The 21811-nt window shown below is 63.3% G+C and carries 17 protein-coding genes and 2 riboswitches; of the genes, 6 read left to right on the top strand and 11 right to left on the bottom strand.

The features are described 5' to 3' along the window. Positions 1-417: 417 nt before the first annotated feature. Positions 418-1695: a serine/threonine transporter gene (locus tag C4J89_RS14805; protein WP_124363099.1), complete on the bottom strand. Its 1278-nt coding sequence runs from the start codon at positions 1693-1695 to the stop codon at positions 418-420. A 268-nt stretch (positions 1696-1963) separates the two neighbouring features. Here C4J89_RS14805 and C4J89_RS14810 point away from each other — a divergent pair, with 268 nt between their 5' ends. The 5 genes from C4J89_RS14810 to C4J89_RS14830 all read left to right on the top strand — a co-directional run bounded on the left by C4J89_RS14810 (position 1964) and on the right by C4J89_RS14830 (position 6939). Then, positions 1964-2917, top strand: a complete 954-nt coding sequence (locus tag C4J89_RS14810; RefSeq protein ID WP_124414855.1) for a 2-hydroxyacid dehydrogenase — start codon at positions 1964-1966, stop codon at positions 2915-2917. 170 nt (positions 2918-3087) lie between these two features. Next, positions 3088-4155, top strand: a complete 1068-nt coding sequence (locus C4J89_RS14815) for a phosphotransferase family protein (protein ID WP_124363101.1) — start codon at positions 3088-3090, stop codon at positions 4153-4155. Positions 4156-4177: 22 nt separating this feature from the next. Then, entirely contained in the window at positions 4178-4945 is a 768-nt protein-coding gene (locus C4J89_RS14820; RefSeq protein WP_124363102.1) for an SDR family oxidoreductase, read from the top strand. 69 nt (positions 4946-5014) lie between these two features. After that, positions 5015-6448, top strand: coding sequence for a PLP-dependent aminotransferase family protein (locus C4J89_RS14825; protein WP_124414856.1), 1434 nt, complete (start codon positions 5015-5017; stop codon positions 6446-6448). 83 nt (positions 6449-6531) lie between these two features. After that, positions 6532-6939: a cupin domain-containing protein gene (locus tag C4J89_RS14830; RefSeq protein WP_124414857.1), complete on the top strand. Its 408-nt coding sequence runs from the start codon at positions 6532-6534 to the stop codon at positions 6937-6939. A 123-nt stretch (positions 6940-7062) separates the two neighbouring features. On the opposite strand, the gene pepN is transcribed toward C4J89_RS14830, so the two are convergent. The 6 genes from pepN to C4J89_RS14860 are packed head-to-tail and all read right to left on the bottom strand — an operon-like array spanning position 7063 to position 13563. Continuing rightward, positions 7063-9720, bottom strand: coding sequence for an aminopeptidase N (gene pepN / locus C4J89_RS14835; protein WP_124414858.1), 2658 nt, complete (start codon positions 9718-9720; stop codon positions 7063-7065). Between the two features lie 13 nt (positions 9721-9733). Next, positions 9734-10564 carry a DUF2797 domain-containing protein gene (locus C4J89_RS14840; protein ID WP_164484543.1) on the bottom strand — a complete coding sequence of 277 codons (831 nt, stop codon included), beginning with the start codon at positions 10562-10564 and terminating at the stop codon, positions 9734-9736. Beyond that, positions 10561-10821, bottom strand: a complete 261-nt coding sequence (locus tag C4J89_RS14845; RefSeq protein ID WP_124367263.1) for a YeaC family protein — start codon at positions 10819-10821, stop codon at positions 10561-10563. Before C4J89_RS14845 ends, C4J89_RS14840 begins: the two co-directional genes overlap by 4 nt. A gap of 14 nt (positions 10822-10835) precedes the next feature. Continuing rightward, positions 10836-11705 carry a rhomboid family intramembrane serine protease gene (locus C4J89_RS14850; RefSeq protein ID WP_124414859.1) on the bottom strand — a complete coding sequence of 290 codons (870 nt, stop codon included), beginning with the start codon at positions 11703-11705 and terminating at the stop codon, positions 10836-10838. Continuing rightward, the gene (locus C4J89_RS14855; RefSeq protein WP_164487614.1) at positions 11702-12676 is read right to left on the bottom strand and encodes a metallophosphoesterase; all 975 of its coding nucleotides are present in this window, start codon (positions 12674-12676) and stop codon (positions 11702-11704) included. The genes C4J89_RS14850 and C4J89_RS14855 overlap by 4 nt, the downstream gene beginning before the upstream one ends. Then, positions 12673-13563 (bottom strand): NAD(+) kinase, encoded by an 891-nt coding sequence (locus C4J89_RS14860; RefSeq protein WP_057725186.1) that lies wholly within the window; start codon positions 13561-13563, stop codon positions 12673-12675. The genes C4J89_RS14855 and C4J89_RS14860 overlap by 4 nt, the downstream gene beginning before the upstream one ends. A 167-nt stretch (positions 13564-13730) precedes the next feature. On the opposite strand from C4J89_RS14860, the gene C4J89_RS14865 reads away from it, so the two are divergent. Further along, entirely contained in the window at positions 13731-14678 is a 948-nt protein-coding gene (locus tag C4J89_RS14865) for a DUF1853 family protein (protein WP_124414861.1), read from the top strand. A gap of 108 nt (positions 14679-14786) precedes the next feature. Here the strand turns inward: C4J89_RS14865 and C4J89_RS14870 are convergent, their stop codons facing one another. Genes C4J89_RS14870 through cobW form a run of 4 tightly spaced genes read right to left on the bottom strand, consistent with a single transcriptional unit; the run spans position 14787 to position 21267 of the window. Beyond that, complete coding sequence (locus tag C4J89_RS14870; RefSeq protein WP_124416030.1) at positions 14787-15389, bottom strand: VWA domain-containing protein; 603 nt, start codon at positions 15387-15389, stop codon at positions 14787-14789. 53 nt (positions 15390-15442) lie between these two features. Continuing rightward, the gene (locus tag C4J89_RS14875) at positions 15443-16441 is read right to left on the bottom strand and encodes an ATP-binding protein (RefSeq protein WP_124363110.1); all 999 of its coding nucleotides are present in this window, start codon (positions 16439-16441) and stop codon (positions 15443-15445) included. Next, positions 16441-20202: a cobaltochelatase subunit CobN gene (gene cobN / locus C4J89_RS14880; RefSeq protein WP_124414862.1), complete on the bottom strand. Its 3762-nt coding sequence runs from the start codon at positions 20200-20202 to the stop codon at positions 16441-16443. The genes C4J89_RS14875 and cobN overlap by 1 nt, the downstream gene beginning before the upstream one ends. A 3-nt stretch (positions 20203-20205) precedes the next feature. Then, positions 20206-21267 carry a cobalamin biosynthesis protein CobW gene (gene cobW / locus C4J89_RS14885; protein WP_124414863.1) on the bottom strand — a complete coding sequence of 354 codons (1062 nt, stop codon included), beginning with the start codon at positions 21265-21267 and terminating at the stop codon, positions 20206-20208. Between the two features lie 92 nt (positions 21268-21359). After that, positions 21360-21560, bottom strand: a riboswitch (cobalamin riboswitch). A gap of 42 nt (positions 21561-21602) precedes the next feature. Next, positions 21603-21807: riboswitch (cobalamin riboswitch) on the top strand. Positions 21808-21811 lie beyond the last annotated feature (4 nt).

A 21811-nucleotide genomic window follows, 5' to 3' on the forward strand; every position in this document is an offset into this window, starting at 1 on the left:
GATCGCCATCTGGAGCTACGCGGCATTTTCATGCCTGGAATACAATCCCAGCAACACCACCAAACACATGTGGGAGGGGGCTTGCTCCCGATAGCAGTGGTTCAATCAATTCATAGGTGACTGATACACCGCCATCGGGGGCAAGCCCCCTCCCACATTTGGTCTCTGTAGCTCTTGCAGGCTGTGTCAGACCTTAAGCCATCAGCGAGTCAACCAGAGCAGTGATCGCCATCTGGAGATACGCGGCATTTTCATGCCTGGAATCCAATCCCAGCAACACCACCAAACACATGTGGGAGGGGGCTTGCTCCCGATAGCAGTGGTTCAGTCAATTCATAGGTGACTGACATACCGCTATCGGGAGCAAGCCCCCTCCCACATTTGGTTCTGAGACAGCCTTGGAGATTGCGTCAGACCTTAAGCCATCAGCGAATACACCAACGCAGTAATCGCCACTAACCCCACCGCCGTGACAAACACATTCGACGCCTGCCCCCGGTACTTGGCCATGGCCGGCACTTTGCGGATGGCGTACATCGGCATCAGGAACAGGATCGATGCAATCACCGGCCCACCCAGGGTCTCGATCATGCCGAGGATGCTTGGGTTAAGCGTGGCGACGACCCAGCACACCACCAGCATGAAGGCGGCGGTCATGCGGTCCAGAGATTTGGCTGCCGGGCGGCGGCCAGTCTTCAGCACCAGGCCCTTGAGGCCTTCGCTGGCACCGATGTAGTGGCCCAGGAATGACTTGGCAATCGCCACGAATGCAATCAACGGCGCGGCGAAGGCAATGGTCGGGTTGTCAAAGTGGTTGGCCAGGTACGACAGGATCGACAGGTTCTGCGCTTTCGCCTCGGCCAACTGCGCCGGTGACAGGGTCAGCACGCAGCTGAACACGAAGAACAGCACCATCACCACCATCAACAGGTGCGCGCGAGACAGGATCTGCGAGCTGCGCTCGTCGGCGTGTGCGCCATACTGGCGTTTCTGGTCCACCGCGAAGGCCGAGATGATCGGCGAGTGGTTGAACGAGAACACCATCACCGGAATCGCCAGCCACAAGGTGTTGAGCAAGGCCGACGGCGCCGGAATCTCACGGGCGGTACTCAGGATGCCGCCCGTCCAATGCGGCACCAGGTACACGGCGAGGAACAGCAAGGCAACGATAAACGGATACACCATCAGGCTCATGGCCTTGACGATCACCTTTTCGCCGCAACGCACCACCGCCAGCAAGCCCAGGATCAGCACAAACGCCAGGACTGCCCGAGGCGGCGGCATGATGTGCAGTTGGTGTTCCATGAAGCTGCTGACGGTGTTGGTCAGGGCCACGCTATAGATCAGCAGGATCGGGAAGATCGCAAAGAAGTACAGCAAGGTGATCAACGCGCCGGCTTTAATGCCGAAATGCTCTTCGACCACATCGGTAATGTCGGAACCTTCCCGGCCGGAGAGTACGAAACGGGTCAGCCCACGGTGGGCAAAGAACGTCATTGGAAAGGCCAGCAGCGCCAGGATCACCAGCGGCCAGAAGCCCCCCAGGCCCGCGTTGATCGGCAAGAACAAAGTACCGGCGCCGATGGCGGTGCCGAACAGCCCAAGCATCCAAGTGGTGTCCTGGCGGCTCCAGCTTGTGAGCGTTGCAGGTGTCGTTGCATAGCGTTCATCGACGCTATTGGCCTGATCATTCATCCGGTCGGATCTCCGCATTCACACGGCCGGGACGAGTCAGAAAAACCTGACAGGCAGCGCCCCGACCTCAACAGGGGCGCGATTGTCCGGGATTCTCGTGCATAAGCAAAGACTTAGCTGAGGAATGGTCAGGTGGTGGAGCCGGCTGCACGGTAATGCGTAGCGCACTCAACTTCGTTCGAGAGCAAGCTCGCTCCTACAGCAACCTACGTTCCGTCTTACAAATCCCGCATACTCATGCGCTCAAGCACTTCAGGAAGAACCTTGCATGACTACCACTGTTCTGGTCCTGGTTGAGACCATCAACGAATACCTGCAAATCATCGAGAGCAATGATTTCCATGTGATCCTGGCGCCGACGCCTGTCGAACGAGCCCAGGCGATCAAGGCCCATGGCGGGCAGATCAAGGCCGTGCTCACCCGTGGCCCGCTGGGGCTGTATGCCGAGGAAATAGCCGCGCTGCCGCTGCTGGAGATCATCTGCGTGATCGGTGCCGGCTACGAACATGTAGACCTGCAGGCCGCCGCCAACCGTGGGATTGTGGTGACTAACGGCGCCGGGGTAAATGCGCCGTCGGTGGCTGACCATGCCATGGCCTTGCTGCTGTCGCTGGTGCGCGGTATCCCCCAGAATGACGCCGCCGTGCGCCGCAGTGAATGGCCAAAGGTGATGCGCCCTTCCCTGGGCGGCAAGCAACTGGGGATTCTCGGGCTGGGCGCCGTAGGCCTGGAGATCGCCAGGCGCGCGTCCCTGGGGTTTGGCATGGAGGTGAGCTACCACAACCGCCAACCCCGCGATGATGTGGATTACACCTACTGCTCAAGCGCCGTGGAATTGGCGCGCACCTCGGATTTCCTGATCCTGGCCACGCCCGGTGGCGCCAGCACTCGCCACCTGATCGATCGTCACGCCCTCGACGCCCTGGGGCCGAACGGCTATCTGGTCAATATCGGTCGTGGCAGCGTGGTGGTCACCGCCGACCTGGTGGCTGCGCTGGAACAGCGACGTATCGGCGGCGCCGCGCTGGACGTCTTCGACGACGAGCCCAAGGTGCCCGACGCGCTCAAGCGCCTGAACAATACCGTGCTGACCTCCCATGTGGCCGGCCTGTCGCCCGAAGCCGCCCACGACACCGTGCAACGGGTGGCCGACAACCTGGTGGAATACTTTGCCGGTCGCCCTGTACTGACCCCCGTGACACTCCCGTCGCGCAACCCGTAGCGAATGCCCGCGGCGGGGCCGTACCGCCCGGGTGATTTGCGTGGATCAGGCCCGCTGATCATTCCCCAACACGCTAACCTATTAAGCCGCCCCGACCTTGTCGGTGGGCGGCGCGGCGCATTAGATTAGCCAATAGTCCAAGGCCTTTATAATAAGCAGAAGGGATAAGCATGGCGCTTAACGACCAATCGACCCAGATTCGCCCCGGCGAAGAACTAGATGCCGGCCTGATCGATCCCTACCTCAAGGCCCATATTCCCGGCCTGCACGGCACGCTCAAGATCAGCCAGTTTCCCGGCGGCGCCTCCAACCTGACGTATCTGCTGGAATACCCGGACCAGGAATTCGTGTTGCGTCGCCCGCCATTCGGCCACAAGGCCAAGTCCGCCCACGACATGGGGCGTGAATATCGCATCCTCAACCAGCTCAAGGATGGCTTTCCGTACTGCCCCAAGGCCTACGTGCATTGCACCGATGAAACGGTGATCGGCGCTGAGTTCTATGTCATGGAACGGGTCAATGGGATTATTTTGCGCTCCGACCTGCCGGCCGAACTGGGCCTGGACGCGAGCCGAACCGAAGCGTTGTGCAAAAGCTTTATCGACAAATTCGTCGAACTGCATCAGGTCGACTACACCGCCTGCGGCCTGGCCGACCTGGGCAAGCCCCAAGGCTACGTGGAACGCCAGATCCGCGGCTGGAGCGAGCGCTACGAAAAAGCCCTGACCCCCGATGCCCCGCGCTGGGAAGCCGTGCGCGCCTGGCTCAACGATAAAATGCCGGCCGACCACCCGACCTCCAGCATCGTGCACAACGACTATCGCTTCGACAATGTGATTCTCGATCCGCGCAACCCCATGCAGATCATCGGCGTGCTCGACTGGGAGCTGACCACCCTCGGCGACCCGTTGATGGACCTGGGCAACACCCTCGCCTACTGGATCGAAGCCGCTGACCCCGCGCCCGTGCAGTTGATGCGTCGCCAGCCAAGCAATGCGCCCGGCATGCTCACCCGCCGCCAGTTCGTCGACTACTACGCCGAACGCTCGGGCATCCAGATCGACAATTTCGACTTCTACTACACCTACGGTCTGTTCCGCCTGGCCGGCATTGTGCAGCAGATCTACTACCGTTTCTTCCATGGCCAGACCCAGGACAAACGTTTTGCCCAGTTCATACACATGAATAAGCTGCTGGAACAGATGAGCCTGGCAGTCATCGGCAAATCCGCCCTCTGATAACAATCACAAGGAACCCTTCATGTCCAAGACCCACCTGTTCGACCTCGACGGCAAGATCGCTTTCGTTTCCGGCGCCAGCCGTGGCATCGGCGAGGCCATCGCCAAGCTGCTGGCCCAGCAAGGCGCCCATGTGATTGTCTCCAGCCGCAAACTCGAAGGCTGCCAGCACGTTGCCGACGCGATCATCGCCGACGGCGGCAAGGCCACTGCGGTGGCCTGCCATATCGGTGAAATGGAGCAGATCACCCAAGTGTTCGCCGGTATCCGTGAACAGTTCGGCCGCCTGGACATCCTGGTCAACAACGCCGCGACCAACCCACAGTTCTGCAACGTGCTGGACACTGACCTCGGCGCGTTCCAGAAGACCGTCGACGTGAACATCCGTGGCTACTTCTTCATGTCGGTGGAGGCCGGCAAGCTGATGCGTGACAACGGCGGTGGCAGCATCATCAACGTCGCCTCGATCAACGGCATTTCCCCTGGCGTGTTCCAGGGCATTTATTCGGTGACCAAGGCCGCCGTGATCAACATGACCAAAGTGTTCGCCAAGGAATGCGCCGAATTCGGCATTCGTTGCAATGCGCTGCTGCCAGGCTTGACCGATACCAAGTTCGCCTCGGCGCTGGTCAAGAACGACGCGATCCTGAAGATGGCCCTGGCGCAGATCCCGCTCAAGCGCGTGGCCGACCCCAGCGAAATGGCCGGCGCGGTGCTGTTCCTGGCAAGCGATGCGTCGAGCTACACCACCGGCGTGTCGTTGAACGTGGACGGTGGTTTCCTGTCCTGAGGCCGCCGGGTTTCTTCCGATCGATTTGCGCGTAACCTTGGCGCAGATCGATCTGCCCCAGGATGAAACATGGAACTGCACCTCGTCATCAATGGCCGCAAGGACCTGGCGGCCCAGCTTTACCAGCAACTGCGTGAGGCCATCGCCACCGGGCGACTGTCAGCCGGCGCGCAATTGCCGCCCAGTCGGCTGCTCGCCGAGCAATTGGGCGTATCGCGCAAAACGGTCTCGGATACCTACGCCACCTTGACGTATGAAGGCCTGCTGGTCGGCAGGATTGGCCGAGGCACTTTCGTCAACGCCTGGGCACCGCAGCCCGACCGTGTACAGACCGCCACCGACCTGGCTTGCGCCGCCAACCTGAGCAAATGGGCGGCACTGCCCTCGCCTATGCACCACCCCGCCAGCGGCGACATCCTGCGCTACGAATTCATCGGCGGGGCAACCACGCGCAGTCAGTTCCCCCAGGAAGAATGGCGGCGCTGCACCCAGGATGCGTTACGCCGTATCGCCAGGAACAGCGGTTTCTATAGCCAACCGGAGGGCTTGCCGGCACTGCGCGAGGCCATCGCCGGGCATATCGCGTTTTCACGCGGAGTGAAATGCCGCGCCAGTGACATCGTAGTGACCAATGGCGCCCAACAGGCACTGGACCTGATCGCCCGCGTGGTCCTCGAGCCAGGCAGCATTGTCGCCATGGAAGACCCTGGCTATAGCCCGGCACGCCAGTTGTTCGTGGCGATGGGGGCGAAGGTCGCCAGCGTTCCGGTCGATGCACAGGGCATTCAGGTCGACCAGATTCCCGAGGGCACGCGGCTCGTCTATGTGACGCCGTCCCACCAGTTTCCCCTCGGCATGCCCATGAGCCTGGCGCGGCGCAAAGCCTTGCTGGACCGCGCGATCGAACTCGGCGCGATCATCATCGAAGACGACTACGACAGTGAATTCCGCTACCAGGGCCGTCCCACCGACTCCCTGCAAAGCCTGGACACGCGAGGCGTGGTGACCTACGTCGGGACCTTTTCGAAAACCCTGCTGCCCGAGTTGCGCCTGGGCTACGCGGTGCTGCCGCCGGCGATCCATGGCGCCGTGCTCAAGGCCAAGCAATTGACCGACCAGCACAGCTCTACCCTGCCGCAATGGGCGCTGGCCAAGTTCATCAGCGAAGGCTATCTGCTCAAACATATCCGCCGTTGTCACAGCGTGTATGCGGGGCGCCGCGAACGGATCCTGCAGCGCCTGGCGGGCGACCTGTCGCCCTGGTTCGAGGCGGTGCCGACGGTGGCCGGGTTCCACTTGGCGGCACTGTGCAAAGTGCCGGTGGACATCCCGCTATTGATGCAGCAGGCGCGTGAGGTGGAGGTGGGTTTGTACCCCCTGGATGGTTTTTTCCACGACGTTGCGCCACGCGCGGGGCTGATTCTCGGCTTCGGTGCCATCGAAACCCTCGATATCGACCCGGCGCTGGATAGGGTGCGCGACATCCTGTTGCGGATTGGCTAGGGGGTTTTCCGGCGGATTGGTCATTGGTCGATCCTGCCCCCAAGCGTAGGGTGAACAGGTCTCCAACCCCGTGGAACCCCATCATGAAACGTCTGCTCGCCACCGCTGCGGTACTTGCCTCGCTCACGGCCTACGCCCATGAGCCGGTGTACAACCAGGAAACCCTCAAGGTGCTACAGGAGCACGCCTTGACTAACGTGCCCGGCAAGAAAACCATCATGCTCACCGTCGATTACGCCCCCGGCCAGGCCACCGTGCCCCACAGCCACACCGGCACTGCCGTGGCTTATGTGCTGGAAGGTGCAGTCACTTCACGGGTCAACGATGAGAAAGCCGTGACCTACAAGGCCGGCGAGTCGTTCTACGAGCCCGCCGGTTCACGGCACTTCGAATCGAGCAACGCCAGCCAGACCCGGCCCGCCAGGCTGCTGGTGGTGATGGTGCTGGACGACAAGGCCGAGGTGCTGACGCCGCTTGCAGCACCAAAATAAAAATGTGGGAGGGGGCTTGCTCCCGATGGCGGTGGGTCTGCTGGCTTAACCAGTGACTGACACACTGCCATCGGGGGCAAGCCCCCTCCCACATTTTGAAGGGTGTGATTCAGGCTTTGCGTGTCAGGCAAGGCTCTTGCTAACCACCTCGAACACATCGCTGGACAGCTCGCCCGCGCCCAGGATGCGCTCCAGTTCTGCCTTCATCAGCGCTTGCCGCGCGGCGTCGTATTTACGCCAGCGCGTCAGCGGTGCCAACTGGCGCGACGCAATCTGTGGGTTCAGCGTGTTGAGCTGGATCACCAGGTCCGCCAGGAAGCGGTAGCCCGAACCATCCGCCGCATGGAAGTTGATCAGGTTCTGCCCGGCAAAGGCGCCAATGAGGGCGCGCACTTTGTTCGGGTTCTTGATGGTGAACGCCGGGTGTTCCATCAACGCCTTGACCCGCGCCAGCCCGCCCGGCAGGGTGCTGCCGGCCTGTACGCTGAACCATTGATCCATGACCAGCGGGTTGTCCTTGAAGTTCTCGGCAAACACCGCCAGCGCCTGGGCTTTTTCCGCTTCGAACGGCGAGTTCACCAACACGGCCAGGGCCGTCAGGCGCTCGGTCATGTTGTCGCTGGTGTCGAATTGGTCCAGCGTCGCGGCCAGCACTTCAGGCTTGCCGCTGAGCATCAAATAGGACAATGCGATGTTCTGCAGGGCGCGCCGGGCAAAGTGCTCGGCCTCTGCCACGTAGGGCGTTTTCCGGGACAGGTCACGGTTGGCCTGATAGCGCAGCCACAACCCTTCGAACAGGTTGTCGGCCAGTTGCTTACGGGCAAATTCGCGCGCGGCGTGGATGGCATCGACATCCGCCACTTCACTGATTTCGGCCAGGTAGGCTTCGCTCGGCAACGAGAGCATTTCGGCGACCATGGCCTGGTCCAGGCGTTCGTCGCTCAATACCGTGCGCAACGCGTCGATCAGGCGTTGATCGAGCTTCAGCGGCTGCCCGGCCTGATGCTGGCCGATCAGTTCCTGCAGCACCTGCACCGACAATTGCTGGCCGGCGTCCCAGCGGTTGAAGCCGTCGCTGTCGTGCTGCATCAGGAACATCAATTGGTCGCGGTCATACGGGAAGCTCAGTTTCACCGGTGCCGAGAAGCCACGCAGCAGTGAAGGCAACGGTTTTTCCGCGACGTCAACAAAGGTGAAGGTCTGCTCGGCTTCGGTCACCGAGATCACGCGGGAGGTAGCGCCGGCCGTGGTTTCACCGTCCAGACGCAAGGCGATAGCGGCGCCGTTGCCGTCCAGCAGACCCAGCTCAACCGGGATCACGAACGGCAGTTTTTCCACCTTGTCCGGGGTTGGCGGGCAGCTCTGGCGGAAGGTCAGGCTGTAGGTCTTGGCCGCCGCATCAAAGGACTCGCTCACCGCCAGACGCGGCGTGCCGGCCTGGCTGTACCAGCGCTTGAACTGGCTGAGGTCGACGCCGTTGGCATCTTCCATGGCCTTGATGAAGTCATCGCAGGTCACGGCCTGGCCGTCGTGGCGCTCGAAATACAGGTCACTGCCTTTGCGAAAGCCTTCGGCGCCGAGCAAGGTGTGGAGCATACCGACGACTTCCGAACCCTTTTCGTACACGGTCAGGGTGTAGAAATTGGAGATTTCGATAAAACTGTCCGGGCGCACCGCGTGGGCCATGGGGCCGGCGTCTTCGGCAAACTGGTGGGTACGCAGGTACGCCACATCCTGGATGCGCTTGACCGTGGCCGAGTTCATGTCGGCGGAAAAGCCCGAGTCACGGAACACGGTAAAGCCTTCCTTGAGCGACAGCTGGAACCAGTCGCGGCAGGTCACGCGGTTGCCCGACCAGTTGTGGAAATATTCGTGGGCGACGATCGCTTCGACACGCTGGTGGGCAGCATCGGTGGCGGTTTCGGCGCGGGCCAGCACGGCGCTGGAGTTGAAGATATTGAGGCCCTTGTTCTCCATGGCGCCCATGTTGAAGTCGTTGACCGCCACGATCATGAAGATATCGAGGTCGTACTCACGGCCGTAGGTCTCTTCATCCCAGCGCATGGATTTTTTCAGGCTGGTCATGGCGTGCTGGCACTTGTCGATGTTTTCCGGCTCGACGTAGATGCGCAGCGCAACTTCGCGCTGGGTCATGGTGGTGAAGCTGTCTTCGACACACCACAGGTCACCGGCCACCAGGGCAAACAGGTAGGCCGGTTTCTTGAACGGGTCTTCCCAGGTCGCCCAGTGCCGCCCGTCTTCGCCGGGGCCGCTGGCAATCGGGTTGCCGTTGGACAGCAGCACCGGGTAGCGATGCTGCTCGGCGATCACCGTGGTGGTGAACACGCTCATCACGTCCGGACGGTCGAGGTAGTACGTGATCTTGCGGAAGCCTTCGGCCTCGCACTGGGTGCAGAACATGCCACCGGATTTGTACAGGCCTTCGAGGGCGGTATTGGTTTCTGGGTGAATCTTGACCGTGGTGTCGAGGGTGAAGGTTTCGCTCTGTGGTTGCAGTGTCAGGTGGCTGTCGGTCAACTGGTAATCAGCGGCCGTCAGTGGCTGATCGGCGAGGTTGACGCTCAGCAGCTCCAGTTGCTGGCCGTCCAGCACCAACGGCGGCAGCCCGGCGCCGCGTTCGGGGTTGCGGCGCATCACCAGCTGCGCGTGGACCAGGCTGTGGTCCTCGAACAACTCGAAGGTCAGGTGCGTCTCGTCGATCAGGTAGTCCGGCGCCTGATAGTCCTTCAGGTAGATCATCTTCGGTTGTTCGGTGCGCATGGGTGGCATCCCTCTACTGATGCACGGCGAGCTGGTAGGCCGTGTATTTACGAATATTGATCACGCCGGTATCGAAGATCAGGTATTGGCCCTTGATCCCCAGCAGCGTGCCTTCGGCAATCGGATTCTTATCCAGGTTGAAGCTGACGATCTTGGCCGGGTACTGCTGCACCGGGTAACGGATCTCGATCGGTTCGATGTCGGCAATGGTTTGGATGGCCTGTAGGCCAAAGCGTTCCTGCAACCCCAGCAAGCCTTCGGCGCAGGAGGCGAACAATTCATCGCGTACCTGCCTGAGGTCTACCGACTGCGCGTCGCCCTTGAGCAGCGCGCGCCAGTTGGTTTTGTCGGCTACCTGGCTACGAAACAGGTCTTCGACAAAGCCCGATTGCTGGCGGGTGGCCACGCGCATGATCGGCAGCGCCTGGCTGGCGCCCTGGTCGAGCCAGCGGGTCGGCAACTGCGTGGCGCGGGTGATGCCGACCTTGATCCCCGACGAGTTGGCCAGGTAGACCACGTGGTCGGTCATGCAGAAGGTTTCACCCCAACTCGGATCGCGGCAGGTGCCAGCGTCGTAATGGCAACGCTCGGGACTCATGATGCACAGGTCACACTGGGCCAGCTTGGTCATGCATGGGTAGCAATAACCCTGGCTGAAGCTGTTTTTGGTCTTGCGCCCGCAATGGCTGCAATGAATGGCACCGAGGTATTCCAGGCGGATATGGGTGCCGATCAACGGGTTGACCGCAACCTCGGTGTCGCCAAGACGAAACGCGTATTGAACGGTCGGCTCACCGAGTTTCGCCGACATTTTGCTGACTGCACCGCGACCGATTTCAATCAATGGATCGCATCCGACTTGAACAGGATGTTCGGCACCGGTGCCGATTTCGACGCGCATTCCTGCGGGCCCATATAGCCGGTGCGCTGGTCTTCGGGCAGGTTCTGCAGTTCCCAGGCAATCACCGCTTGCAGCGACAGCTCGCGCTGTTCGGCGGTGAGCTTGCGGCCGTCGGACCATTTGCCGATTTCCACGGCGAGCTTGAGGCTCTCGTAGATGTCCGGGGTGATGTTTTCGATCATTTCAGCAAAAGAGGACATAAGGCTCTTCCTTATCAAATAGACGATTTTCGACGGTTGTACAGCCCGCCCAGCAAACCGGTCAGGCAACCGATAACCAAGCCGCCCACGTGGGCCGCGTTGGCGATTTCGCCGAAGCCGATCATCGAGACCAGCCCCGACAGGCAGAGCACCAGCCACACCAGCATCATCACCAGCACCCCACGGGGCAGGCGATACGCCGGGTTGGGCGAGAGTAGTTGAAAGATCCAGCAATGCCCCAGCAGGCCATACAACACGCCGGACAAACCGCCAAACAGGCCCGGGCCGCCGTACGCATACTGCGCGTAATTGGAGACCAGGCTGAACAACAGGGTCAGGCCCAGCAGGTTGATGCTGCCCTGGCGCGCTTCGATGCGCCGGCCCAGCTCCCAGTACCACATGCCATTCATGGCCAGGTGCAGGATGCCGAAGTGAATCAGCATTGGCGTGACCAACCGCCACCACTGCCCGGACGCCAGGCTGTCGGCCAGCGGCGTGAACTGGATGTATTCGCCCAGCACCCGGAACGGCAGGAAGGTCAGCCAGGCCATGGTCTGCAGGTTTTCGCCAAGCAGCGTCACCGCACCGACGATGAGGCTGGCCAACAGCACCAGCGCCGTGACCGGGCTATGGCGTACCTGCTGGACAAACCCTGGCCGCGCCACGGGCGCCTGTTCGGGAATGTCCAGTTGCTGGTCCGGGTCACCGGCGGGAAAGCGTTGGTACAACACGCGCACATCGTCGCTGATGCTCTCGGGCACCCACAGCACTTGTTCGCCGGCTTCCTCGCTGACGCGATGAGGCACCTGCATGCGTTGCAGCAACTTGACGAAACCGCCCAGGTCGACGCTCAGGGGCAGGCGCAATACAGCCACGGTACTCATTGACTAACCTCAGGTCGCTCAACGTCGACCCAGACGAATTTATGCGGATCCAGTTGGGTTTCCTGGTCCAGGCGATACGCCACCAGCTTGCCGTACAGCACCGCGCTGTAGTCCAGGCAGGCCAGATTCGGGCGGATCGGTGCCGGTTTGCCGCTGCGCCAGTAATGGCCGACGAACAACAGCGGCTCGTCGACGCCATAGCGCAGCAGGGAATTTTTTTCAGTGGAGGACAATGGCGTGCGCGCCACCGGCTCGGGCAAGGCATCGGGCTGGAACACGATGTCGCCGTAGGTCTTCGGGTCGTCTTCCCAGAATTTGGTGCGAAAGAACGAGCGCGTCAGGCCATCGCCACCGGTCAGGGTGAGGCCGTGGGGCAGGCGCATGTCGGTGCCGCGCAACAGGCGATCGAACGCGTTGCAGGCAAAACTGCCCGGTACGGCGGCGGCCTGCAGGAAGTGCTGGTCGATGCAGCCGTCCGGGAACGTGGCGCGCAGCGGCTGGATGAACCCCTCATCCCAGCACGCATGCACCACTCGGAAACGCCCGGCGTCGACAAACAGCGGCATGTCGTAGAACCAGCCGAGGAAGTCGTGCCAGTCGGCCGGGTGCTGTTCGAACTGGGTCAGGGTTTCCTGGATCAGCCGCGCATGGCGCGGGGTGTGCTCGCGCACGAACTGCCTGCCACTGCCCGGCGGTGCCGGCGTGGTCCAACCCAGCGCATTGAACTCATGGTTGCCCATGATGCACAGCGCCTGACCGGCCTCGGTCATGTCGTGGACGATATGCAGCGCTTCGCGAATGCGCGGGCCACGGTCGATGATATCGCCGAGAAACACCGCCATGCGCGACGGGTGGCGCCAGGTGCCGCCCTGCTTGTGGTAACCCATCTGGTCGAGCAAGTGCTCCAGCGTGTGGGCGCAACCGTGCACGTCACCAATCAGGTCGTAGCTACGCGCGGGATCGAGCATCAGTCGCCTCCACCCCCCAAGCGGCTGCCCCAGCCCAGCTTGGTGCGGCACACTTCGTAGTAGTTGTGGTCCAGCGGGTGGATCAAGCGCAACTTCTGTGCCTTCTTGCTCACGGTGATGGTGTCGCCGGGAGCGCAGGTGAAATGGTTCTGCCCGTCGCAGGACACTTGTGGGTAGATTTGCATATCTTTGGACACCACGATCTTCAGCTCACTGTTGCCATCGACCACAATCGGTCGACTCGACAACATATGGGGGTACATCGGCACGATCACAATGGCATCGAGCTTGGGGTGCATGATCGGGCCACCGGCCGACAGCGCGTACGCGGTCGAGCCGGTCGGCGTGGCGACGATCAGGCCGTCGGCCTTCTGGCTGCACACGAACTGGCCGTCGATATACAGCTCGAACTCGATCATCCGCGTGGATTTGCCCGGATGCAGCACCACGTCATTGAGCGCATCGCCCTGGCCGATGGCTTCGCCGTGGCGGCGCACTTCGGCCTGCAGCAGGAAGCGGTTTTCCACCAAGTAATGGCCGTCGAGCACCTTGGCCACTTCGACTTCCAGCTCATCCGGACGGATATCGGTGAGAAACCCCAGGCTGCCACGGTTGATCCCCAGCACCGGCACGTTATGCCGTGCCAGCGCCCGGGCTGCGCCGAGCAGGCTGCCGTCGCCGCCGACCACAATGACCATGTCGCACACTTCGCCGAGCATTTTGCGCGAAGAAGTCTGCAGGCCGTGGCCCGGCAGGATTTCGCCGATGGTGTCTTCGAGGATCACATGCAGGTGGCGTTCCAGCAGGAATTTTTTCAGCCGGCGGACGGTGTCCAACACCTGGGTACTGCCCAGGCGACCGATAATGCCGATATTGCGAAATTGCTCCATGGGGCTCCTGCGGGCATAGGGGTGTGGCAAAAAGAAAGGATTATGGGCGAAAGGCCGGCTCAGGCAAAATCCTTTGTCGCCGCCCAGCCTTGATGACAATGGTTCTCAGGCGGTTCCCAGGCGGTTCTCAGCCACCTGCACGCAACTTAAGAGGCTATGCTCGCACCATGACTCTGTTCCCCGACTTGCACGCCCTGCCCCGCCAACTGCGACACCCCGAAGTGCGCGACCTGGCGTGGGTGATGCTGGCGCCACCGATGCTCGCACACACGCCTTGGCCGCAGCGCCATCCGCTGGCTGGCAGTGACTGGGTACAGGCGCCGCAGTTGCTCGAAGCCTGGTTGCGTGCGCTCGATCAGGACAGCAGCGCGCTGCAGCAATGGCTGAGCCTGGCGCGCACCCGGCGTCTGGGCCTTTATTATGAGCGCCTGTGGCAGTTTGCCGTGCAACATGCGCCGGGGGTGGAGCTGCTGGCGGCCAACCTGCCGATCCGCCGCGCCGGGCACACCCTGGGCGAGCTGGACATGCTGCTGCGCGACCGCGATGGCGTGCATCACTTGGAACTGGCGATCAAGCTGTATCTGGGCCCGCAGGCTGGCAACGGCCGCGACACGGCGCAGTGGCTGGGGCCGGGTTGCCATGACCGGCTCGACCGCAAACTGGCGCACCTGGCCCAGCATCAACTGCCGATTTCGGCGCGCGCGGAAAGCCGTGAAGCGTTGGCGGCGCTGGATATCCAGCAGTTCGATGCGCACCTGTGGCTGGGTGGATATCTGCTGTATCCGTGGCCGGGCCAGGCCGAATCACCCCATGGCGCCCATCCGCAGCATTTGCGTGGGCGGTGGTTGCATCAGCGCGATTGGCCGGACTTTGTCAGCGCGAGCGCGGCAGGTCGCTGGCAACCCCTGCCCCGGCATGCCTGGCTGGCGCCGGCGCATTACCCGGCAAGCGAGGTGTGGAGCGAGGAACAGATGCAGGGCTGGCTGGCAGACCTGGACCCGATGGCGCCGGCGCAGTTGCTGGTGCGGCTGGTGCAGAAGGGTGAGGATTGGGAGGAAGCCGAGCGCTTGTTTCTGGTGGCGGATCTTTGGCCGAATGTGCCGGGGGCTGGCTGATAAATCTGTGCTGTATTGGAGACCGCTATCGGGAGCAAGCCCCCTCCCACAGGGGAATGCATTCCAAATGTGGGAGGGGGCTTGCCCCCGATGGCGGCTGGCCAGGCACTACACATCATCGATATGCCGATAATCCAGCTGCAACCCGATAGCCAGCTCTCGCGCCCGCCCCAGCCTGATCGGCCCGCGTTCGATATCCACCAGCATCCCCGGACACTCCAACAGCGGCAACCCATCGATCGCCTTGAGCCGCCCATCGGTCATCACCAGCACCCGCTGCTGCTCCGCCGGGTAACGCTTACGCCGCGCCACCAACCAATGGGCCGCCTCGCTCAAGGCTGCCAGCAACGGCGTACCGCCACCGGCGCCTAGCTGTTCCAGCCAATCCGCCAAGCCTTTCGAGGCCTTCAAGCCCTGCACCTGCCACTGCGGCGATTGCCCGCTGGCGGTCAACAACGCCAGGCGCGCCCGTTGCCGGTAGGCGTCATCGAACAGCTGCGCCAACAGGCCCTTGGCATCGCTCAACGCCCGGTACCGTCGGGTGGAGGCCGAGGCGTCGACAATCACCAGCCACAGCTCATGGGCCGAACGGTTGCGCACCTGCCAGCGCACATCTTCATGGCATTGCGGCCTGCCACCGAGCAAGGTGCCCGGCCAATCGATCTGGCCCTGCCCTGCGCTGCGCGCCTTGCCCTGCTTGCCATTGTCCAGTCGCCCCGCCTTGGGCCGGGCATCCGCCCCCGCGTCAGGTCGGGGGCGAATGCCTAGGGCTTTTTTGGCCAGGTGGGCACATCGCGACGGGAACCGGTGGTCAGGGCCGGCGCAGGCATGTCGCCCCATTGGCCTTGGCCCGGCGAGGTATCCGAGGGTTGCGGCGACTGCCCTGGATTCGGCGGGCTGGCCGGTGGCGACTGTTCCTGGCGCCGGTGACGCAAGGCAAATTCCGCAACCGCTTCAATGTCTTCTTCGGCAATCCTGTCAGCGCCCCGCCACGCGGCATGAGCGCGGGCGCCCCGCAGCCAGACCAGGTCGGCGCGCAAACCGTCGACGCCTGCGGCAAAGCAGCGTTCGGTAATCTGCGCCAAGGCGTGATCATCCAGCTCAATACCGTCCAGCCGCGCCCGCGCCTGGGTGCAACGCTCGCGCAGCGCCGCCTGCGGCGCATTCCACTGCTGACAGAACGCAGCGGGATCACGGTCGAAATCCAGGCGACGACGAATAATCTGCCCTCGCTCGGTGGGCAGCGTTTGCCCGCTCAACGCCACGTTGAAACCAAAGCGGTCGAGGAGCTGTGGGCGCAACTCCCCCTCCTCCGGGTTCATCGTGCCGATCAGCACAAACCGCGCCGAGTGGCGATGGGAGATGCCGTCACGCTCGATCAGATTGGTGCCGCTGGCGGCCACGTCCAACAACAGATCGACCAAGTGATCGGGCAACAGGTTGACTTCATCGACATACAACACGCCGCCATCGGCCTTGGCCAGCACGCCGGGGGAAAACTGTGCGCGGCCCTCGCCGAGCGCGGCGTCCAGGTCCAGGGTGCCCACCAGGCGCTCCTCGGTCGCGCCCAGGGGCAAGGTGACGAACTGCCCACTGGCGAGCAGGTCTGCCAGGCCACGGGCCAGGGTGGACTTGGCCATGCCGCGCGGGCCTTCGATCAGCACGCCGCCGATTTGAGGATCGATCGCGGTCAAGCACAGCGCCAGTTTCAGCGCGTCGGCACCGACCACGGCGGCCAGCGGAAAATGCGGAATATCGGTCATCAGCGGTCTTCTTCTATATCCAGCAACAGGTTTTCCAATGCTTCGCGGTAGGCGCCCGGCGCTTGCCAGAGGCCGCGCTGCTGGGCTTCGAGCAGACGCTCGGCCATGTCGCGCAGGGCGTCGGGGTTGTGTTGTTGCACAAAGGCACGGGTGTCTGGGTCGAGCAGATAGGCGTCGGCGAGCAACGCGTACTGGTGGTCGTCGATCAGCGCCGTGGTGGCGTCGAAGGCGAACAGGTTGTCCACGGTCGCGGCCATTTCAAACGCGCCTTTATAGCCGTGACGCTTCACGCCCTCGATCCACTTCGGGTTGGCCGCGCGGGAACGAATGACTCGGTTGAGCTCTTCCTTCAAGGTGCGGATCTTCGGCAGGTCCGGCTGACTGTGGTCGCCATGGTAGCTGGCGGATTTGGCGCCGCTCAGGGTTTCCACAGCGGCGAGCATGCCGCCCTGGAATTGATAGTAATCGTTGGAGTCGAGCACATCGTGTTCACGGTTGTCCTGGTTCTGCAACACCGCCTGCACCTGGCCCAAGCGCTGGGCGAACTGCTCGCGGGCAGCGGTGCCTTCGTCAGCGCCGCCATAGGCGTAGCCGCCCCAGTTCAGGTAGACCTCGGCCAGGTCCTCGCGGCTTTGCCACAGGCGGCCGTCAATCGCACCCTGCACGCCCGCGCCATAGGCCCCCGGCTTGGCGCCGAAAATGCGCCAGCCGGCCTGTTTCGCCGCAGCCTCTTCATCCAGGCCCGATTCGCGCAAGGCCTGGCGCTCACTGCGCACCTTGGCGGCCAGCGGGTTCATGTCGTCCGGCTCGTCCAGGGCGGCGACCGCTTGCACCGCCGCATCGAACAGGCGGATCAGGTTGGCGAACGCATCGCGAAAGAAGCCGGACACCCGCAACGTCACGTCGACGCGGGGACGATCCAACAGGCTGATCGGCAGGATCTCGAAGTCATCCACGCGCTGGCTGCCGGTGGCCCAGACCGGTCGCACGCCCATCAGCGCCATGGCCTGGGCGATATCGTCGCCGCCGGTGCGCATGGTGGCCGTGCCCCACACCGACAGGCCCAGCTGGCGCAGATGGTCGCCGTGGTCCTGCAGATGCCGTTCGAGCAGCAGGTTGGCCGACTGGAACCCAATGCGCCAGGCCGTGGTGGTCGGCAGGTTGCGCACGTCCACCGTGAAGAAATTGCGCCCGGTGGGCAGCACATCCAGGCGCCCGCGGCTCGGCGCGCCGCTGGGGCCGGCCGGCACGAAGCGACCGCTCAAGGCGTCCAGCAGGCCGCGCATTTCGGCCGGGCCGCAGGCATCCAGACGCGGCGCCACGACCACGCGCAGGCTTTCGACAACAGCCTTCACGTCCTCCCAGCCAGGTTCCTCCAACTCTTCCAGCGGCCCTTCCAGCACCTGCTCGATCAAGCGCGCCGCGTACAGCTCCAGACGCTCGCGGGTGTCGCCGGCGGTGCGCCATACCTGCGCGTCGAGGTCGCGCAACACCTCGGGCCGACGCCCGGTCCACGGCTCGGCGAGCGCGCAGTCCAGGGGGTCGAAGCCCAGGCCGAACGCCTTGGCCAGCACCCGTAACAGGCTCGATTGCGCGCCACGGCCATCGCCCCGGGGGATGCGCAACAAGGCCAGCAAGGTATCGATGCGCAAGCGCCCTGCTGGCGACTCGCCAAAGATGTGCAGGCCGTCGCGGATCTGGGATTCCTTCAAGTCACACAGGTAGGTGTCCAGGCGCGGCAACCAACTGTCGGCATCCGCATTGCCGTCCAGCTCAAGCTCCTCGTCGATATGGGTTTCGCGCACCAGCTTGAGAATGTCTTTCTGCAGTTCCAGCGCGCGCCGTGGGTCGAGCAACTGCGCTTCATAATATTCGTCGGCCAGCAGCTCCAGGTTGCGCAGCGGGCCGTAGGTTTCGGCGCGGGTCAGGGGCGGCATCAAATGGTCGATGATCACCGCCTGGGTGCGACGTTTGGCCTGGGCGCCCTCACCGGGATCGTTGACGATAAACGGGTAGATATTCGGCAGCGGGCCGAGCAGCACGTCCGGCCAGCAGGTTTGCGACAGGCCCACGCCCTTGCCCGGCAGCCATTCGAGGTTGCCGTGCTTGCCCACGTGAATCAGCGCATGGGCGCCGTAGGTATGGCGCAGCCAGAAATAAAACGCCAGATAGCCGTGGGGCGGCACCAGGTCGGGGTCGTGATACACCGCACTCGGGTCGACCTGGTAACCGCGCGCGGGCTGGATGCCGACGAAGGTTTGATCCAGGCGCAGGCCGGCGATCATCAGGCGACCGTTGCGGCACATCGGGTCCTGATGGGGCGCGCCCCAGCGCTCCAGCACCGCCTGGCGATTGGCTTCGGGCAGGCGTTGGAACATCGCCGCGTAGTCGTCCAGCGCAAGGCTCTGATGACACGGGCGCAGGTCGAGGCTGTCGAGGTCGTTGGTGACGCCGCCCAGCAACGCATGGATCAAGGCCGTGCCGCTGTCCGGCAAGGTGGCAGGCACCGGATACCCTTCGGCGTGCAGCGCGCGCAGGATATTCAGCGCCGCCGCCGGCGTATCCAGGCCCACGCCGTTGCCGATACGGCCGTCGCGGGTTGGATAATTGGCCAGGATCAAGGCCACGCGCTTGTGCTCATTCGGCACCCGCGCCAGCTCGACCCAGCGTCGCGCCAGTTCGGCGACAAAGTCCATGCGTTCAGGCGCGGCGCGGTAGCACACCACGTCCGACTGGCTGCGCTCACTGCGCCAGGCCAGGTCCTTGAAGCTGATCGGCCGGCTGATGATGCGCCCGTCCAGCTCCGGCAAGGCGATGTGCATCGCCAGGTCGCGAGGGCCCAGGCCTTGTTCACTGGCCTGCCAGCCGGGCTGGTTGTCCTGGGCGCAGATCGCCTGGATCACCGGGATATTGCGGCGAAACGGGCGCAGATGCGGCGCTTCGGGGCTCGATTGAGCAAAGCCGGTGGTGTTGAGGATTACCGCCGCCTGCACCTCATCCAACAGGTCTTCGACCACCGCCAGGCAACCGGGCTCTTTCAGACTGGCGACTGCGATCGGTAAGGGGTTGAGGCCCGCCGCCTGCAGGCGCTGGCAGAACACATCGATAAACCCGGTATTGGCGGCCTGCAAGTGCGAGCGGTAGAACAGCACCGCCGCCACCGGAAAATCAGCGTGCCACTGCGCCTGCCAATCGGTCAGGTGGGCGTTGGCGGTATGCGGGTGGTAGATCGAGGTGCGCGGCAAGCTCTGCGGCTCAGCCCAGGCATAGTCGCGCCCCAGATAGCCGGTGGCCAGGCAGCGAAAAAAATTCAGCGCGTTACCCAGGCCACCCTGGCGCAGGAACTGCCACAGCCGGTCACGCTCGGGCGCCTCCACGGTGCTCAAGCCGCTGAGTTCCGGGTCTGGGCGATCATCCCCCGGTACCAGGATCAGCGTGACGCCACGCTCCGCCAACGCCACCAGACGCTCGACGCCATAGCGCCAGTAACCGATGCCGCCATGCAGCGAAATCAGGATGACCTTGGCGTGGCGCAGCACGTCATCGACGTACAGGTCGACCGAGGCATGGTTCTGCACCTGCATCGGGTTGGCCAGGCGCAGGCTGGGGTAATCCTCGGGCAACTGCCGGGCCGCCTCGGCAAGCAGCGCCAGGCTGGAATCGCCGCTGCACAGGATCACCAACTCGGCAGGGGTTTGGCCAAGGTCGGCGATGTTGTCGTCCGCGACGAAGCCACCGGGCTGGGTCCTGAGCAGGTGCATGGGTCAGGCGCTGAGGGCGGCGCGCAGTTGCGCTTCAAGGCCTGCCGCGTCAAGCGCCTGGCCGATCAGCACCAGGCGTGTGGTGCGTGCCTCACCGGCGCCCCAGGCACGGTCGAAATGCTTGTCGAAACGTGTGCCCACGCCCTGGATCAGCAGGCGCATCGGTTTGTTCGGGATGGCGGCGAAGCCCTTGACGCGCAGGATGCCGTGCTGCACCACCAATTGGGTCAGGGCGTCGAGCAGTAGGGCTTCGTCGGCTGGCGGCAGGTCGATGGAGATGGAGTCGAACGCGTCGTGGTCGTGATCGTCCTCACCTTCATGATGATGGTCGTGATGGCTATGGCGCGCATCGATATGCTCCTCGGAGCCGGCGCCCAGACCGATCAACACGTCCAGTGGTACGCGACCGCTGCTGGCTTCGATGACTTTCACCGCCGGCGGCAACTCCTCGGCCACTTCCAGGCGCACGCGGGCCAGGTCTTCGGCGCTGATCAGGTCGGCCTTGTTGAGGATCACCAGGTCGGCACTGGCCAGTTGGTCGGCGAACAGCTCGTGCAGGGGCGACTCGTGGTCCAGGTTCGGGTCGAGCTTGCGCTGGGCGTCGACCTGGTCCGGGAACGCGGCGAAGGTGCCAGCGGCCACGGCCGGGCTGTCGACCACGGTGATCACCGCGTCCACGGTGCAGGCATTGCGGATTTCCGGCCATTGGAAGGCCTGGACCAGCGGCTTGGGCAGGGCCAGGCCCGAGGTTTCGATGAGGATATGGTCGAGGTCGCCACGCCGGGCCACCAGTTCGCGCATCACCGGGAAGAACTCTTCCTGCACGGTGCAGCACAGGCAGCCATTGGCCAACTCATAGACACGGCCGTTGGCTTCTTCTTCGGTGCAACCGATGGAGCACTGCTTGAGGATGTCCCCGTCAATGCCCAGCTCGCCGAATTCGTTAACGATCACCGCAATGCGACGGCCCTGGGCGTTGTCGAGCATATGGCGCAGCAGCGTGGTTTTGCCCGAGCCGAGGAAACCGGTAACGATGGTGACGGGGAGTTTAGCCAGTGTTTTCATCGGATGCCCTTTGGGGCGGGCATACGGGACGATAGGCCCTGCGACGGCGCGCAGCAGCGGATTTCGTCACCGGATCACCCCGCCCGGTTGAATTGAAAAATCGATTGCGAGGCAGGTCTCCTGGCTTGGGGCTTGCGGATCTTGCGACCGGCGCCGACTGCGCCTTCCCGCCGGATCGGCAGTGGCGTGGCAGTCAGTAGAACCCTTCACAGTTGCGGGGGCAGCCGCGGCTTGAACCGCGTTCCCTTCTTAGCTTCGGCCTGGGCCGAAGAACCTCGAAGGTGCAAGGCTACAGGGGCTCGCAGCATTTGACTACCGTCCCCGGCCCATGCTCTCCTACACATCTTGTTTCGGGTGCCCTTCACAGGGTGAAACGGGAAACCGGTGCGCCATAGAGCTATGGCAAGTCCGGTGCTGCCCCCGCAACGGTAAGCGAGCGAAGCGTCAAATCCACTGTGCCAACAGGCATGGGAAGGAGATGCTTGATAGGCCAAGCGCCCCTCGCAAGCCCGGAGACCGGCCCGAAAAATTCAGATAACAAACC

The organism is Pseudomonas sp. R4-35-07 (assembly GCF_003852235.1).
Taxonomy (GTDB): Bacteria; Pseudomonadota; Gammaproteobacteria; order Pseudomonadales; family Pseudomonadaceae; genus Aquipseudomonas.